Raw genomic sequence first — 16,046 nt, 5'->3', positions numbered from 1 at the left:
CCGGCTGACGTGAGCGGGGGTTTCCGATCGGGACGCATAGGTGAGCGGGGGTTTGGGATATCAAACCCCGGCTCACCTACGGGCCGGTTCCCACCAACCCCGGCTCACCTATGGGCGGGAAATCCCCAAACCCCCGCTCACCTATGGGCCGGTTCCCACTAACCCCGGCTCACCTATGGGCCGGTTCCCACTAACCCCGGCTCACCTATGGGCCGGTTTCCACGAACCCCCGAAAGTTGTCAAGCTGTGTGGAGTCACTGGGCTAGTTTTTGGGGTGTTTTGGTCTGGGGGAGGTTGATCCCGGCGTATGTGGCGGGGGCCGGTGTGGTGGGTCGGCGGCGGAATCTTCCCGGGTGTCGTTCGTAGTAGTCCTGGTGGACTTTGTCTCGCTTGGTCCAGAGTTCTTTCCACGACCCGTCGTGGACCTGTGATGGTGAGAACAGTGCGATGCCGGAGTGTTTGTGATCGGTGCTGTACCAGTGCACGTAGCAGGTGAGGTACTCCCTGGCGGCCTCGAGATCGTTAAAGATCCGGGGGTAGCCGGGCCGGTATTTCATCGTGCGAAAGCCTGACTCCGAGAAGGGATTGTCGTTGGAGACGTACGGGCGGTTATGGCTGAGTTCCACGCCGTGGGCGGTGAGGGTGTCACGGAGCAGGGTTGATCTCATGGCCGGGCCTGAATCGGCATGCACGATGCGCGGGGCGCCGTGCCGGGCGATGGCTGTCTTGAACATCTGCGCGGCGAGGTGGTCGGACTCGCGTTCCTCCACCCGCCAGCCGACGATTTCCCGGGAGAAGATGTCCATGATGGAGTACACCTTGAAAACCTTGCCCTGCCACTTGGCATAGATGTCGGTGATGTCCCAGGACCAGACCTGGCAGGGTCCGGTGGCCTTGACCACCGGCTTTTCAGAGGAACCACGCGTGCCCCAACGCTTGCGCGGGATGGTTGGGCGGGCCTGCTGGTCCTCGTAGTCTGCCGCGATCCGCCACCACGAGCGGTTGGAGGCGAGCAGCTCGCCGTTGTCCCAGGCTGTGGCGAAGGCATGGTCAACGGAGTTGCCCTTCTCCCAGCTGGCCAGGATGAGCCCCAGGATCCGGTCCTGATGCGCGGAGCTGATCCGGGATTCGTAGGCCCGGTCGCTCTGGTGGATCGGGTGCTGCACCGCCGGACGGGGATTGGACCGGTAATGCCAGGTCCCGCGCGAGAGGCCCGCCAGCTTGAGCGCTGTCCGCTGGGAGCCGATGATCACATGCAGTTCCAGGACCAGAGTGTTCTCGGCCGCTATGAATCGTTGTGAGCGCTCGTCGGGGTTGTATCGGGCTCTGGCACGCTCAACTCGTGCAAGAGCCCGATAGCTTTTCCCAGCGCGGAATTCGTGTCCTCCAGCTCCTGCACCCGCTTCTGGAGTTTTTCGACTTCGGCACGGTGGGCAGCCATTTCCTTCGCGCGTGCTTTTTCGAACGCGGAGAGTTCACGATTCGTCGGGACCATGCCTCCATGCTCCCGCGGAATCAGGCCACGGTCGATATCGCCCTGGACCATCATCTTGCGCCACCGGCGGAACGTCCATTCCGAAACGGACGTCGAGGCCATCCATTCCTTCCTCGACCCGTGCGGCTGCAAATAGTACTCATGCATGAACTCACGGATCTCTTCACGCGTAAAACCCTTGTTATCAACGGCCATCGCCGGCTCCTTCAATCAAAAGGTAATGAATGACTCACAACCAGCTTGACGATGAGGGCCCGGCTCACCTATGGGCCGGTTTCCACGAACGCCTGCTCACCTATGGGCCGGTTTCCACGAACGCCGGCTCACCTATAACAGGGCCGGGGCCACACCCCCGCTCACCCTGCAGCCGGACCGCGGCCCCCTGCCCCCGCCCTCAGCAGAAATGAGCCGGCGTCCGGCCGGGACCCGGCATATGTGAGCGGGCGTCCGCCGGGGACCCGGCATATGTGAGCCGGCGTCCGGCCAGGACCCGGTATATGTGAGCGGGCGTCCCGCCGGGACCCGGAATATGTGAGCTAGCGTTGTTTGAGGATTCTGATCCTGGACTCGGATCTGCAAGCCAGCCGAACGTCCTCAGTCATGCTTGGGTTGTGATGATTCCCACGGGAAGCCTGAATAGGCGGCCCTCGAATGCGTTCGTGGATGGCTGTTCACCTAGAATTACATAAGAGATACGAGCCGGATCCCGGCGGCGTGAGAACAAAATACGGATAAGAGCGGCTGCGCATGCGCCAGTGGTCAGCTCACAACAGGAGGAATCCATCATGGCTGAGCACAACGGCGGCAACCGCGGCAACTTCGGCGGTGGCCGTGGCGATCGCGGCCCGTTCCGCGCCAACAACAATTCCGGGGGCGACCCGCGAGGATTCCGTTCCAGAGACAACCGTGACGGCGTTCCTGGCGGTGACCGAGACCGTAAGCCGGCGGGCGATGGTGAGCGCCGTAGCTTTGGTGACCGTCCTCGTCGTGATGGGGATGCGCGCCCGAGCTTTGGTGATCGTGATCGTAAGCCGTTTGGTGATCGTCCGAGCCGTGAGGGCGACCGCGACCGCAAACCTTTCGGTGATCGTGATCGTAAGCCGTTTGGTGATCGTCCGAGCCGTGAGGGCGACCGCGACCGCAAACCTTTCGGTGATCGTGATCGTAAGCCGTTTGGTGATCGTCCGAGCCGTGAGGGCGACCGCGACCGCAAACCTTTCGGTGATCGTGATCGTAAGCCGTTTGGTGATCGTCCGAGCCGTGATGGGGATGCGCGCCCGAGCTTTGGTGATCGTGATCGTAAGCCGTTTGGTGATCGTCCGAGCCGTGAGGGTGATCGTGACCGTAAGCCGTTTGGTGATCGTCCTCGTCGTGATGGGGATGCGCGCCCGAGCTTCGGCGACCGTGATCGTAAGCCGTTTGGTGATCGTCCTCGTCGTGATGGGGATGCGCGCCCGAGCTTCGGCGACCGTGATCGTAAGCCGTTCGGCGACCGTCCGCGCCGCGAAGGCGACGGAGAACGTCGTAGCTTCGGCGACCGCCCCGAGCGCGGCCCCCGCAAGTTCGATGGCCCACGTAGCGAGGGACGCAGCTTCGGCGGCGGCTCCTGGGAAGAACGTCCCGCGCGGGTTCCGAACGCGGCGGATCTGCGCAGCGCCAACCGCCCGGACCGCGAGCGTTCCCCCGAGATCGACGACGACATCACGGGCCAGGAGCTCGACCGGGTCACGAAGCACCAGATCAAGACCCTTGAAGGCATGAACGCCGATTGGGTTGCGAAGCACCTGGTGATGGCAGGCCGCCTTATCGATATCGACCCTGAGCTTTCCTTCCAGCACGCCTTGGCCGCTAGCCGCCGTGGTGGCAGGTTGGCCGCTGTCCGTGAAGCCGTGGGCCTGACCGCCTACGCTGCCGGCCACTATGGCGAGGCGCTTCGCGAATTCCGCACCTACCGCCGGATCAGCGGCTCCAACGTCCATTTGCCGCTCATGGCCGACTGCGAACGCGGCCTGGGGCGGCCGGACCGTGCGCTGGACGTCGTCCGTTCACCCGAAGCACAAGACCTCGACGCCCCCGGCAAGGTTGAGCTAGCCATTGTGGCTTCCGGTGCCCGGAGCGACCTTGGCCAGTTGGATGCCGCGGTGGCCGAGCTGGAGATCATCCAGCTCGACATCAACCGCGCCTTCTCCTACAGCCCGCGCCTGTTCCGTGCCTACGCAGACGCCCTGACGGCAGTGGGCCGCACGGAAGAAGCCGGCAAGTGGCAGCGCCAGGCAGTCGTGGCTGAAAATGCCCTCGGCGTTGGAGACTTCGAGGACCCGGACATCATCGACCTCGGCGAGGACGATGAAAGCGAAGCTCGCAAGCCTCGTTTCAGGAACATTGAGGAGAGCACGGAGCGAGCCGACGAGAGCAAGTCCGAGGCGGCGCCCGCACGCGCGGAGACGGTCATCGGCTCTGAATCCACCGAACAGGACGACGTGGAACTCGACGACGTCGAGTCTGACTACTTTGAGTCCGACGACGCCGAGTCGGACCGCGATTCCGTCGAGGACACCGAAGAAGACGAGGAAGACGCAGAAGAGGCTTCCGAAGGCGGCGAAGAGACCAAGAATGACTGAGGCCTCGCTGGTTTCGCGTTTCGACGCTGTCCTGTCCGATCTGGACGGAGTCGTGTACGCAGGCCCGCACGCCATTCCCGGCGCTGTGGAGTCCTTGCAGCGGCTTGAGTCGGTCGGGGTGCGCCTGGGTTATGTAACCAACAACGCCTCGCGTACTCCGGCACAGGTTGCCGCGCACCTTCGTGAACTTGGCGCACCTGCTGAGGATAACCAAGTGGTCAGTTCCTCGCAGGCCGCGGGGGATCTTTTGGCCGGACTCCTGGCTCCGGGTTCTCGGGTAATGATTACGGGCAGTCCGGCGCTGGCCCACGAAATCGAACTCGTGGGCCTCACGCCTGTCCACAGCGCCAAAGAGAACCCTGTGGCTGTGGTCCAGGGCTTCAACCCGGAAATCGCGTGGAAGGATCTGGCCGAGGCGTCCTATGTTGTCGCCGCAGGCGCCCTCTGGGTGGCTACAAATACGGACATGTCCATTCCCCAGGCCCGCGGGATTGCTCCCGGAAACGGCACCCTCGTGGCCGCCGTCGCGTCGGCCACCGGCAAACAGCCGCGGGTAGCCGGCAAGCCGGAGGCCCCGCTCTTCCACTCGGCGGCACGGAGGCTCAAGTCGGAGCGCCCGATCGTCGTCGGAGACCGGCTGGACACCGACATCCTTGGCGGCAACCGTGCGGGCTTCGCGACGGCGGCAGTCCTCACCGGCGTCGATACGCCCGAGTCCATCCTGGCTGCACGCAGCTCGGAACGCCCAGGCTACTTGCTGGCTGATCTCACGGAACTGCACGAGCCGTACCCCGAGATCGTCGAGGAGGACAGCACGTTCCACTGCGGAAAGGCAACTGCCGAAGTCCAGGATGGCCTGATCAAGGTCTCCGGGTCCGAGAAGGATCTGGACGCCTGGCGCGCTGCATGCGCAGCCTGGTGGGCGGCCACCCCCGACGCCGCAGAGGCTACATCGCCGCGCCTCGAATGGCTGGAAAACTAGACTGGTCCGATGAGCGAGTTGAACGATCACTGGGAGAGCGCCGCCGAAATGAGTGCCATCGATCTGGACGGCCTCGAACCGCAAAGCGTCGAACCGCACGACGTCCTATGGCCGGACGACACTACCGCGACAGGTGACGACGCCGTGGATGCTGCCTTGGAGCGGCTGGCGGGCATCTCCACTGTGCCGGTGGCCGAGCACAGCGGCGTCTACGCCGAGATCCATGACTCCTTGATGGCGTCCCTCGACGACGAAGAACGCTGAGCATGGCCAGACTCGACCAGGAACTCGTCAGCCGTGGATTGGCGAGATCGCGGACCCATGCCGCGAAACTCATTGCGGACGGAAAAGTCAGTTCCGAGGGCAGCATTCTTGCCAAGGCAGCGCAACAGGTCTCCGAAGAGACGGAAATCGATGTTCAAGCCCATGCCGAGGACGTCTACGTCAGCCGCGCCGGACACAAACTCGCCGGGGCACTGGCGGCCTTCCCTTCCGTTCTTGTGGAAGGGAAGCGGTGCCTCGACGCCGGAGCCTCCACCGGTGGCTTCACTGACGTGCTGCTCCGGCAAGGTGCCGCGCACGTGGTGGCGGTCGACGTCGGGCATGACCAGTTGGTGCCGTCCCTGCGGAAAGATCCCCGCGTCGCAGTCCATGAGGGCGTCAACGTCCGCTACATGACGGCCGAGCAGATCGGTGGGCCGGCCGCGCTCACCGTGGCAGACCTGTCCTTCATTTCCCTCACACTGGTTCTACATCCGCTCGCGGCGTGCACCGAACCCGGGGGAGACCTCGTGCTCATGGTGAAGCCCCAATTCGAGGTCGGTAAGGAACGGCTGAGCCGCACCGGCGTGGTCACCTCCGATCATGAACGGCGTCGCGCGGTGGCCCAAGTCGCCAAAGCGGCCGTGGATGCAGGGCTTGAACTTTGTGGCCTGGCACCGAGTCCCTTGCCGGGCCAGGACGGAAATGTGGAGTACTTCCTGTGGATAAAACGCAGGATGCAGCCGGACTTGCCTAAGATCGAAGAGCGGGACGAGGAAGTTGCTGCACTGATGGAACGACTCTGGACCACCCACTAGAAAGCAGAACACCATGAGCAGGCGCGTTTTGGTCCTTGCCCACACCGGGCGTGAGGACTCCCTTCGCGCGGCCTGGGATGCCTGCGGGCAACTCCACTACTCAGGCCTGATCCCTGTGATGCAGAAGTCGGAACTGGACGACATCGAACGGTTCTACGGCGTGGTGGATAAGCCGATCGAGATACTCCACGGGGATGTCCGGTTGGAGGACGTCGAACTCGTCATGGTTCTTGGCGGCGACGGCACCATCCTGCGCGCTGCCGAGCTGGTCCGCAACGTCGATGTTCCCCTGTTGGGCGTCAACCTCGGGCATGTCGGGTTCCTCGCCGAAAGCGAGCGGGCCGATCTTGCCCAGACCGTCGAGTGGATCGCGAGCCGCGAATACACGGTGGAAGAGCGCATGACCATCGATGTCCAGGTGTGGGTCCGGGGCCAGAAGATCTGGCATACCTGGGCCCTCAACGAGGCCGCCATTGAAAAGGCCGACCGGGAGCGCATGATCGAAGTGGTGACCGAAGTGGATGAACGTCCGCTGACGTCTTTCGGCTGTGACGGAGTGGTGCTCGCAACCCCTACGGGTTCCACCGCCTACGCCTTCTCATCCGGCGGGCCTGTGGTGTGGCCCGAGGTTGAAGCCCTGGTGATTGTCCCCATCAGCGCCCACGCCCTCTTCGCCAAACCCCTCGTGGTTTCGCCGCGGTCCAGGCTGGCTGTGGAGATCCTCACCCGGACGGACGCCCAAGGCGTGCTTTGGTGCGATGGCCGCCGTTCCGTGGACCTCCCGCCCGGCGCACGGATCGAAGTAACAAGGTCCACCCGGCCTGTGCGGCTTGCCCGCACCCACCAGACCCCGTTTTCAGCTCGGCTCGTGCGGAAGTTTGAGCTCCCCATCCACGGCTGGCGGGGTCCGGCACCCCGTTCGGCTGACATCCACACCGGTCCTACCCCCGTGATCAGGACCTTCAAGCCCAGCCCTTTGCCGGCGCCCCAGGACGTGCGGACAGGCAGAGCGGCCGACCCCACAAAGGAGATGTAAACCATGATCGAGGAACTCCGGATCCGTGATCTCGGCGTCATCACCGACGCCACGTTGCCGTTGGGGCGCGGCCTGAGCGTCGTTACGGGCGAAACCGGTGCCGGTAAGACCATGGTGGTCACCGCCGTGGGCCTCCTCCTGGGAGCCCGGTCGGACGCAGGCGCGGTACGTTCCGGTGCCAAGTCGGCCTCTGCAGAGGCCCGGCTCTTGCTTGATCCGGCGCACGCCGCCGTGGAACGGGCCGTAGAAGCCGGCGGCGACGCGGAAGAGTACGACGGCGGCACCCAGCTCTTGCTGGCCCGCACCGTGGGCGCAGACGGCCGCAGTCGTGCTTTCGTGGGCGGTCGGTCGGCGCCTGTGGGCGTATTGGCGGAACTTGGCGAGAGCCTGGTGGTGGTGCACGGCCAGTCGGACCAGATACGTCTCAAGGGTGCCGTGGCGCAGCGGCACGCACTGGACCGATTCGCCGGGGCCGAGCTCGCCGCGATGCTCACGGAATACCAGGAGCTTTACGGGCATTGGAAGTCCAGCCAGGCGGAGCTCGATACCCTCCGCGGCGAGGCCCGGGAAAGGCTGCGCGAGGCGGAATCGCTCGCGGTCGCGCTCAACGAAATCGACGACGTCGATCCCCAGCCCGGCGAGGATGAATCCCTCAAGGCCGAGGCAGTGAAGCTGGCGAACGTGGAAGAGCTCCGCATCGCCGCCGCGGCAGCGCATGAAGCCCTGATCTCGGAGGAATTCGGCGAAACAGCTGATGCCACGACGCTGATTGACTCGGCCAAACGGGCATTGGACCAGGTTTCCGAACATGACGAAGCGTTGGCGGGAGCCGCCGCACGCCTCGCCGAGATCGGCTTCCTCATCAATGACATAGCGGGGGAGCTGTCCAGCTACCAAGCGTCCCTGGACTCCGAGGGGCCCGAACGGCTTTCGGAGATCGAGGAGCGGCGCGCAGCACTGGCCAAACTCATCCGGAAGTACGCTCCGAGCATCGACGAGGTCTTGGAATGGGCGGCAGCGTCGAGGACCAGGCTTGACGAACTGCAGGATGACTCGAGCCGGATCGAAGCCCTTGATGCCGAGGTAACCGCCGCAGAGACGACGCTGCGAAAGCAAGCCGCGCGCATCTCGAAGTCGCGATCAAAGGCGGCCAAGGAGCTCTCCGCGCGGGTAAGTGCGGAGCTCACAGCGCTTGCGATGGCCGACGCAACTCTGGTGATCGAGGTGGACAGCCAAGGGCAGTTGGGCCCGCATGGCGTCGACGACATCTCCTTCCTCCTGCAACCGCACGCTGGCGCCCCCGCCCGTCCTCTCGGCAAGGGCGCGTCCGGTGGTGAATTGTCCCGCGTCATGCTTGCCATCGAAGTGGTCCTCGCCGCCGTGGACCCGGTGCCCACCTTCGTCTTTGACGAGGTAGATGCCGGAGTGGGCGGGCGTGCCGCCGTCGAGATCGGACGCCGGCTTGCCATGCTGGCCCGCCACGTCCAGGTGCTGGTGGTGACCCATCTGCCGCAGGTGGCCGCCTTCGCCGACCAACATATCCGCGTTACCAAGACCTCAGTCAGGGGAAGCGACGGCAAGACCGCCACGGGCTTCACGTCCAGCGACGTCCAACTCCTCGATGACGAGGAACGCGTGAAGGAGCTTGCCAGGATGCTGGCGGGACAGGAAGACTCCGAGTCTGCGCGTGCGCATGCCCAGGAATTGCTGGACGACGCGAAGCTTCTGCCCCAATAGGCGTAGCCGCCCGGCAGCCGTCTGGGACATCGGTCACATGAGCGCCTTCGCCGGTCCCTGAGGCCAAGTAGCGGATTCCCAGGCGGCTGAGCTGTTTTGCCGGTCCAGGTGGACTTTACTCTTGATCCTTGCCCCATGGCAGGGGACTATTGAGCATTTGGGAAAACGGCTAGCGGATCCTTTGGAGGCGCAATTGATGATAGGCTCGAATTCCGTGGTGCAGCGATCAAATTCCCGTGTAAATTCCCGGTTCCCGGGCTCGTCCAAGACGACCAAACACATCTTTGTCACTGGCGGTGTGGCGTCCTCGCTCGGTAAGGGACTGACGGCTTCGAGCCTCGGCCACCTGCTGCGGGCACGCGGTTTGTCTGTAACTATGCAGAAGCTCGATCCCTATCTCAATGTGGATCCGGGCACGATGAACCCCTTCCAGCACGGCGAAGTCTTCGTCACTGACGACGGCGCCGAAACCGACCTCGACATCGGACACTACGAGCGCTTCCTCGATGAGAACCTTGAGGGTTCGGCCAACGTCACAACCGGCCAGATCTACTCGACAGTCATCGCCAAGGAACGGCGTGGTGAGTACCTCGGCGACACCGTCCAGGTCATCCCGCACATCACGGATGAGATCAAGCGCCGCATGCGCCTCCCCGCTGAGGGCAAGAACGCTCCTGATGTCATCATCACCGAAATCGGCGGCACCGTTGGCGACATCGAGTCGCAGCCTTTCCTCGAGTCCGCACGCCAGGTCCGCCAGGACATCGGCCGGAACAACGTCTTTTTCCTGCACGTCTCCTTGGTGCCGTATATCGGCCCCTCGCAGGAACTGAAGACCAAACCAACACAGCACTCTGTTGCCGCGCTGCGCTCCCTCGGCATCCAGCCGGAAGCGATTGTGATCCGCTCGGACCGCGAAGTGCCTGACGCTATGCGCGAAAAGATCGGCCGCATGTGCGACGTCGACATTGATGCAGTGATCAACGCCGCCGATGCTCCCAGCATCTACGACATCCCGAAGACGCTGCACTCCCAGGGCCTTGACTCCTACGTCGTCCGAGCCCTGGATCTCCCGTTCAAGGACGTCGACTGGACCAGCTGGGACAAGCTCCTCGAAGCTGTCCACAACCCCAAGCACCACGTAGAAGTTGCTTTGGTGGGCAAGTACATCGACCTCCCGGACGCTTACTTGTCCGTGACCGAGGCCTTGCGTGCCGGTGGTTTTGCGAACGAAACCAAGGTCAAGATCCGCTGGGTCCCGTCCGATGAGTGTGAAACCCTAGAAGGCGCCACCAAGTCCTTGGCCGGCGTCGACGCCATTTGTGTTCCCGGTGGCTTCGGTATCCGTGGCCTGGAGGGCAAGCTCGGCGCACTCAAGTTCGCCCGCGAGACGAAGCTTCCGGTGCTTGGCCTCTGCCTCGGTCTTCAGTGCATGGTCATCGAGTACGCCCGCAATGTGGTCGGCCTCGAGGGCGCGTCCTCCAGCGAGTTCGAGCCTGACTCCAAGTACCCGGTCATCGCCACCATGGAAGAACAGCTCGACATCGTGGACGGCAAGGGCGACCTTGGCGGCACGATGCGCCTGGGCCTTTACGAAGCCAAGTTGGATGAAGGCTCCGTGGTCGCAGAAACTTACGGCGCAACAACTGTTAGCGAGCGTCACCGGCACCGCTACGAGGTCAACAACAAGTACCGCGAGCAGATCGCAGCCGATGGACTCGTGTTCTCCGGAACGTCTCCCGATGGCAAGCTGGTTGAGTTCGTGGAACTGCCGCGCGAAGTACACCCGTACTACGTTGCAACTCAGGCCCACCCCGAGCTCAGCTCCCGCCCCACGCGCCCCCACCCGCTGTTTGCCGGCCTCGTGAAGGCTGCGCTGGAGCGTCAGGCAGGCGTGGATTCGCTAGCAAAGTCAGCCCGCAAGGTCGCTGCGAAGTAATCGCTCACACGAAATGAAGGACGGCGCGATGCCCGGTATTTCTGAAACCCCCAGCACTTTTCGGAGGGTTTCGGACATGCCGAGCCCGCGCCGTCTTTTGTCGTCCAACAAGGTCTATGAAGGCCGTATTTGGGACGTCGTCAGTGACGCCTTCGAGCTGGGCGACGACACCGGCACTTTGGTCCGCGACTACATCGACCATCCTGGCGCTGTAGCAGTACTGCCGATGAATGTCGACGGCGAAATCCTGTTGCTCAAGCAATATCGCCACCCCGTGGGCATGGATCTGTGGGAGATTCCTGCCGGGCTTCTTGATGTGGCCGGCGAAGACTTCGTAGTCGGCGCAGCCCGGGAGCTCGCAGAAGAGGCAGATCTCACCGCAGCCACGTGGAATGTCCTCGCCGACTTCTTCAATTCACCGGGATCCTCGAGCGAGGCGATCCGAATCTATCTGGCGCGGGGGTTGGGAGACGTGCCCGAGGCCGAACGCCACGTCCGCACGGAGGAGGAATCCGAAATCGAGCTGGTGTGGGTGCCTCTCGACGAAGCTGTTTTGGCAGTGCTGGAAGGCCGCCTTCACAACCCGTCCGCCGTCGTCGGGATCCTCGCCGTCGCAGCTGCCCGCGCCGACGGCTTCAGGAACCTGCGACCGGCCAATGCCCCCTGGCCCGCCCATCCGAGCCAGCGCTGACCGTGCCCCAGCTCGCGGAGACGAGGGTCCAGACCGCCATTGACCGGGCCGTCACGGACTACCTGCAGCACCTCGGCGTGGAACGCGGCCTTGCAAGCAACACCTTGTCCGCCTACCGCAGGGATCTGTCCCGCTATTCGAACTTCCTGGCAGGGTCCGGTGTCGACAAGCCGGGAAATATCTCCCGCCACGATGTCACCGCTTTTGTCCAGGCCCTGGCCGACGGCTCCGACGGCGGCGCCGCACTCGGCGTCCGTTCGGCGGCACGCACCGTGGTTGCCGTCCGGGGCCTCCACAAGTTCTGGGCCCTGGAGGGGACGACGACGGCGGACCCCGCGAGCGATGTCCACCCGCCTATGCCCGGCAAGCGTCTGCCGAAGGCCATTAGCGTCGGCGAAGTGACCCGTATCCTCGAAGCCGCCGGTGCCGATACCGCCACCGGGTTGAGGGACCGGGCACTTTTGGAGTTCCTCTACTCCACGGGTGCCCGCATCAGCGAAGCGGTGGGGCTTGACGTCGACGATGTCTCCCTCGAGGCTGAGGCCGATGGGCCCGCGATCGTGCGGCTCTTCGGAAAGGGCTCCAAGGAGCGCTTGGTGCCGCTGGGGTCCTACGGTGCCCGCGCCGTCGGATCCTATGTGGTCCGCGGAAGGCCTGCGTTGGCCGCGAAAGGAAAAGGCACTCCGGCGCTGTTCCTGAATGCCCGCGGCGGCCGGATCAGCAGGCAAAGCGCCTGGACCATTCTCAAGACTGCGGCCGAGAAGGCCAACATCACCAAGGATGTCTCTCCGCACACCCTGAGGCATTCTTTCGCCACTCATCTGCTTGAGGGCGGCGCCGATGTCCGGGTGGTGCAGGAACTCCTGGGCCATGCCTCGGTGACCACCACACAGGTGTATACCTTGGTCACTGCCGACACATTGCGCGAGGTGTATGCGGCCGCGCATCCGCGGGCGCTCGGCTGACGCCTCGCGCTGCACGCTGGAGACTTACCGCGGCCCGGTTACGCCAAGACCTTGAAGGTCAGCTCCACCGCGTTCAAGAACAGCGCCAGAATGGACATCCCGAGGCCGGCCACGAGCAGAAGGCCCGGGTGCGCCAAGCCGAGAACCACCCGCCTCAGATCAGGCCGGGAGCGCAGGAATTTCCTCGGCACCCGTGAGCTGGCGGGACTTTGGCTCCAGCCACGCAAACGTCGCAGGAACCAGGCGCAGCGGACGATGAAAGCCATCCACAGGACCGAAATGACAAGCGGGACTGCTGCCACGAGCAAGTTGAAGCCGAGGGCCGTCACTTCGCGCTCGGAATTTCCCACTGCGGCCTGGACAGTCGTGGAGATCGAGGCGCTCATGACCACTGAGACGCCCCACACGAGGAAAGCAGTCACCAAGGCAAGGAATCTCACGAAGAAGTGGCCAAGCACTGACTCGTTTTGTGGTTTCAAATGCCTGCGGGGAGTAGCGTTCAGCACCGCGAGTGTAGACAGAACGGTCGGCAGCGCGGCCATGCCGACCAGCAGGTACCAGCTCCAGCCGGCCAGGTCCAGGAATTCATCGAGGAGGATCAACACCGCCCAGAAACCGGTCCATGCCCACCCGGCGTAGAGCGGATGCCGGACCAGCCAGCCAGGCAGCCAGGCCTCGGAAGCGTCCGCTGCCTGGGCACTCGCCTCGCTCCCCGGGGCATCTGCCTTTCCTGGCGGGGCCTTTGCCGTCGTGGGACCTTCACCCCCATCCACGCTCATGGGCCAACTGTAGCAAGGACACACTTGCGAAGCCCTGCGGAGTTAGGCTTGGTCAATGACTTCAGCCCACGTCACCCTGTGTTTCCTGCTCCGCGACGGCGACGCCGGCCAAGAGGTGCTCCTGGGTCGGAAGAAGACCGGCTTCGGCACAGGGAAGATTGTGGGCGTAGGCGGACATGTGGAGTCCGGAGAGACAGCGGCCGAAGCCGTATGCCGGGAAGTTCAGGAGGAAATCTTCGTCCATGTGGAAGAAGGGGACCTCATTCCCGCCGGGACAGTGGATTTCGTCTTCCCCGCCAAGGCCGAGTGGAACATGTTCACCACGGTGTATCTGACCGAGAGATGGACAGGCGAGCCAGCCGAGAGTGATGAAATAGCGCCGCAGTGGTACCGCGTGGAGGGACTCCCTGTCGAACAGATGTGGGCCGACGCCGAACACTGGCTGCCCGCCATGATTTCCGGTCAACGCATCGCAGTTGAAGTTGTGCTCGCTGGTGACAACGAAAGTGTCGCCGAAGTTCACACTGGCGAGTGGCTGGATTCTGGAGCGGCGCGCTAGTTGCGAGGAATCTTCAAGAAAGCTTGGTTGGAAATGTAACTTTGTCCGGCTTCTTGGAAATTACCCTCGTAGCCGGTAACCACAGGCTTAAAACTTCAAGGGGGGACCATGCTTTCGGAACGGGAGCTGGCGTTTATCACGCTTCACAAGGACTGTTACCCACGCGTTTTCGGCTTTGTTCGACGACGCGTTTCAGATGCGGAATTAGCGCAGGAGCTCGCGGCGGACGTGTTTCGCGTGGCATGGCAAAAATGGGATGAAGCAGGGGTGACTGAACCCGCGTGGTTGTTCGCCGTAGCTCGGAATCTGCTGGGGAACGCCTACCGTAGCCACGAACGTCAGCAGGCATTGCATTTGCGGCTTAGGGAATCCGCAGGAACCATCGGTGCTGCTGCCGAAAGCAACGAAGTTGTGGAACATGCCATGGCTGCTTTGAGGGAAAAAGACCGTGACGTCCTGCAACTCGCGTATTGGGATGAACTCTCGATCGCAGAAATCGCCGGCGTGCTGCAGTGTAGCGAATCGGCCGCAAAGGTGCGTCTACACCGAGCCCGCGAGGCATTCCGCAAGGCCATGCCGGTCCGGGCCGAAACCGCTTCACAGAAAATGGGGGCATGAAATGGATGCCATTAGGAATTTGATTTCCGCAACTGATCCGTTGAAAGCAGATCCCGCTACCGTCCCGGATGCCGAGGCCGTCCTCCGGCAGATTGTCACGGACCGCTCCGAGACCGTTGACAAGATGCCGCCCAATATCCGGTCATTGGCCGATGCCAGGCGACAGCGGGCAGTGCGTCTCGCCGGGCTGCTGACCATCGCTGCGGCTGCCGTGACGGCAGGCGTGCTGGTGGTGTCGAATCTGGGCGCGTTGACCGGGGCTCCTGCTCCGGCCAATTCCGGGCATGTGACTCCGGCTCCCTCCGCCACCCCGTCAACCTCCGCAACGCCCACTGCGACACCAACACCAACCCCAACTGTAAGCATGGCCCCCGCTGTCCGGTGGAAGACGTTTACAGACGCGACATCGCAGGCGACGTTCGAGCTGCCTGAAAGCTGGTTCGTAGTGGAGCGACCGACGATGATTGCCGGCGGATCGTACAACCAGGCTTCAATACGGGATGCAGAGAACAAGCAGGTCGCGGAGTTGAACTTTGTCTACGACCGCACCATTGGAGGCTGCGCCAACCCTAAGCCGTACTCTCCAAAGCCGGTCACTGTCCTGGATTCGGTGGATCTGGATATCCCGCAGAAGGCAGACAAGGTCGCATGGTTTTCAGGAGCCAAGGGCTCCCCGCTTGGTCCCTCTCGTTTCACATTCACTGTGATCAAAGGCGATCGCGTCTACGGCACAGTAGCGCTCTCGGAGGAGCATGAGTTGCCCGGAACACCTGTGTGCCACCAAATCAATGGCATCACCGGACCGGACAACGTTCCCTTGGTCGAATTCGGAGACACTTGGGCGATGGCCGCGGACGGCTCGAACGCGCCTCTCGTCTTCGACACCATGGCGGAGGCGCGCGCGTACACGCAGACGCAGGATTACCAGGACATGAAGCGGATGCTGAGCTCTCTGTCCCTGAAGCCCAGCAAAACTGTCGTTTCCTCTATATACCGAAGCCAGGCCGCGAAGGTCCAGTTCGAACTGCCGACAGGGTGGACAGCGGCGGAGGTACCTGCGGGGACGGCCGAGTTTCCTGGCACGGGGATTGACGTCGCGGACGAGTCCGGTAAAAGGGTGGCCCAGTTGCGATATGGCTCTGGCGGTGGCCTCGGTGGCGCCTGCGGTCCCAGTGAGCGCTACAAAGTGACGGAGCTCGATTCCTTCACCATGGGATATTCCTGGGCGGAAGCAGCAGGTGCCAGGTTCTCATACCGCGTGCTGGACCTAGCCCCGGTGGGCAAAGGTTTGAGTTATGAAGTGGGTCTCGTCGACAAGTCCAGCGGGCAGCTGACGGACACGTGCCCGACCCTGATGTACGCAGTGGTCAGTGGGGCCCCCAAGGGCTCCCTGTCCTTTGCCGACAGGAGCATCCAAGGTCCCGGAGCTCCCGTCTTCGACACCATGCACGAAGCCATGGCCTACATGGGGACACCCGAGTACGCAAAGCTGAAGCTCATGATGACGAGCCTCGCACTCACCGATTAGCCAGGCTCCTGTTCGAG

General features: G+C 63.3%; 16 protein-coding genes. 12 read left to right on the top strand and 4 right to left on the bottom strand.

Annotated elements, in window-relative coordinates:
* Positions 1-254: 254 nt before the first annotated feature.
* The 3 genes from ACSVHC_RS02895 to ACSVHC_RS02885 all read right to left on the bottom strand — a co-directional run bounded on the left by ACSVHC_RS02895 (position 255) and on the right by ACSVHC_RS02885 (position 3,279).
* Positions 255-1,253 (bottom strand): transposase, encoded by a 999-nt coding sequence (locus ACSVHC_RS02895; protein WP_437771022.1) that lies wholly within the window; start codon positions 1,251-1,253, stop codon positions 255-257.
* A 32-nt stretch (positions 1,254-1,285) separates the two neighbouring features.
* The gene (locus tag ACSVHC_RS02890) at positions 1,286-1,690 is read right to left on the bottom strand and encodes a hypothetical protein (protein WP_437771023.1); all 405 of its coding nucleotides are present in this window, start codon (positions 1,688-1,690) and stop codon (positions 1,286-1,288) included.
* Between the two features lie 569 nt (positions 1,691-2,259).
* The gene (locus ACSVHC_RS02885; protein WP_437773159.1) at positions 2,260-3,279 is read right to left on the bottom strand and encodes a hypothetical protein; all 1,020 of its coding nucleotides are present in this window, start codon (positions 3,277-3,279) and stop codon (positions 2,260-2,262) included.
* Here ACSVHC_RS02885 and ACSVHC_RS02880 point away from each other — a divergent pair.
* From ACSVHC_RS02880 to xerD, 9 genes are all read left to right on the top strand, one after another.
* Positions 3,253-4,116, top strand: a complete 864-nt coding sequence (locus tag ACSVHC_RS02880) for a hypothetical protein (RefSeq protein WP_437773160.1) — start codon at positions 3,253-3,255, stop codon at positions 4,114-4,116. The two genes, ACSVHC_RS02885 and ACSVHC_RS02880, sit on opposite strands and share 27 nt — an antisense overlap.
* Positions 4,109-5,098 carry an HAD-IIA family hydrolase gene (locus ACSVHC_RS02875; protein ID WP_437773161.1) on the top strand — a complete coding sequence of 330 codons (990 nt, stop codon included), beginning with the start codon at positions 4,109-4,111 and terminating at the stop codon, positions 5,096-5,098. Before ACSVHC_RS02880 ends, ACSVHC_RS02875 begins: the two co-directional genes overlap by 8 nt.
* A gap of 9 nt (positions 5,099-5,107) precedes the next feature.
* Positions 5,108-5,362, top strand: a complete 255-nt coding sequence (locus tag ACSVHC_RS02870) for a hypothetical protein (protein ID WP_437773162.1) — start codon at positions 5,108-5,110, stop codon at positions 5,360-5,362.
* 2 nt (positions 5,363-5,364) lie between these two features.
* Positions 5,365-6,177, top strand: a complete 813-nt coding sequence (locus ACSVHC_RS02865; protein ID WP_437773163.1) for a TlyA family RNA methyltransferase — start codon at positions 5,365-5,367, stop codon at positions 6,175-6,177.
* 13 nt (positions 6,178-6,190) lie between these two features.
* Complete coding sequence (locus ACSVHC_RS02860; protein ID WP_437773164.1) at positions 6,191-7,213, top strand: NAD kinase; 1,023 nt, start codon at positions 6,191-6,193, stop codon at positions 7,211-7,213.
* 3 nt (positions 7,214-7,216) lie between these two features.
* Entirely contained in the window at positions 7,217-8,950 is a 1,734-nt protein-coding gene (gene recN, locus ACSVHC_RS02855; RefSeq protein WP_437773165.1) for a DNA repair protein RecN, read from the top strand.
* A gap of 196 nt (positions 8,951-9,146) precedes the next feature.
* A complete protein-coding gene (locus tag ACSVHC_RS02850; protein WP_437773166.1) occupies positions 9,147-10,889 on the top strand; it encodes a CTP synthase in 1,743 nt (580 codons plus the stop codon).
* Positions 10,890-10,917: 28 nt separating this feature from the next.
* Positions 10,918-11,580, top strand: a complete 663-nt coding sequence (locus ACSVHC_RS02845; protein ID WP_437773167.1) for an NUDIX domain-containing protein — start codon at positions 10,918-10,920, stop codon at positions 11,578-11,580.
* Positions 11,553-12,545, top strand: a complete 993-nt coding sequence (xerD, locus tag ACSVHC_RS02840; RefSeq protein ID WP_437773988.1) for a site-specific tyrosine recombinase XerD — start codon at positions 11,553-11,555, stop codon at positions 12,543-12,545. The genes ACSVHC_RS02845 and xerD overlap by 28 nt, the downstream gene beginning before the upstream one ends.
* 38 nt (positions 12,546-12,583) lie before the next feature.
* Here the strand turns inward: xerD and ACSVHC_RS02835 are convergent, their stop codons facing one another.
* Entirely contained in the window at positions 12,584-13,324 is a 741-nt protein-coding gene (locus tag ACSVHC_RS02835; RefSeq protein WP_437773168.1) for a hypothetical protein, read from the bottom strand.
* Positions 13,325-13,379: 55 nt separating this feature from the next.
* On the opposite strand from ACSVHC_RS02835, the gene ACSVHC_RS02830 reads away from it, so the two are divergent.
* The 3 genes from ACSVHC_RS02830 to ACSVHC_RS02820 all read left to right on the top strand — a co-directional run bounded on the left by ACSVHC_RS02830 (position 13,380) and on the right by ACSVHC_RS02820 (position 16,029).
* Positions 13,380-13,883, top strand: a complete 504-nt coding sequence (locus ACSVHC_RS02830) for an 8-oxo-dGTP diphosphatase (protein ID WP_437773169.1) — start codon at positions 13,380-13,382, stop codon at positions 13,881-13,883.
* 108 nt (positions 13,884-13,991) lie between these two features.
* Complete coding sequence (locus ACSVHC_RS02825; protein ID WP_437773170.1) at positions 13,992-14,501, top strand: RNA polymerase sigma factor; 510 nt, start codon at positions 13,992-13,994, stop codon at positions 14,499-14,501.
* Positions 14,502-14,520: 19 nt separating this feature from the next.
* Entirely contained in the window at positions 14,521-16,029 is a 1,509-nt protein-coding gene (locus ACSVHC_RS02820) for a hypothetical protein (RefSeq protein WP_439180574.1), read from the top strand.
* Positions 16,030-16,046: the final 17 nt, after the last annotated feature.

The organism is Arthrobacter sp. KNU-44 (assembly GCF_051843155.1).
Classification (GTDB): Bacteria; Actinomycetota; Actinomycetes; order Actinomycetales; family Micrococcaceae; genus Arthrobacter.
This window is presented reverse-complemented; position numbering and strand designations above follow the sequence as displayed.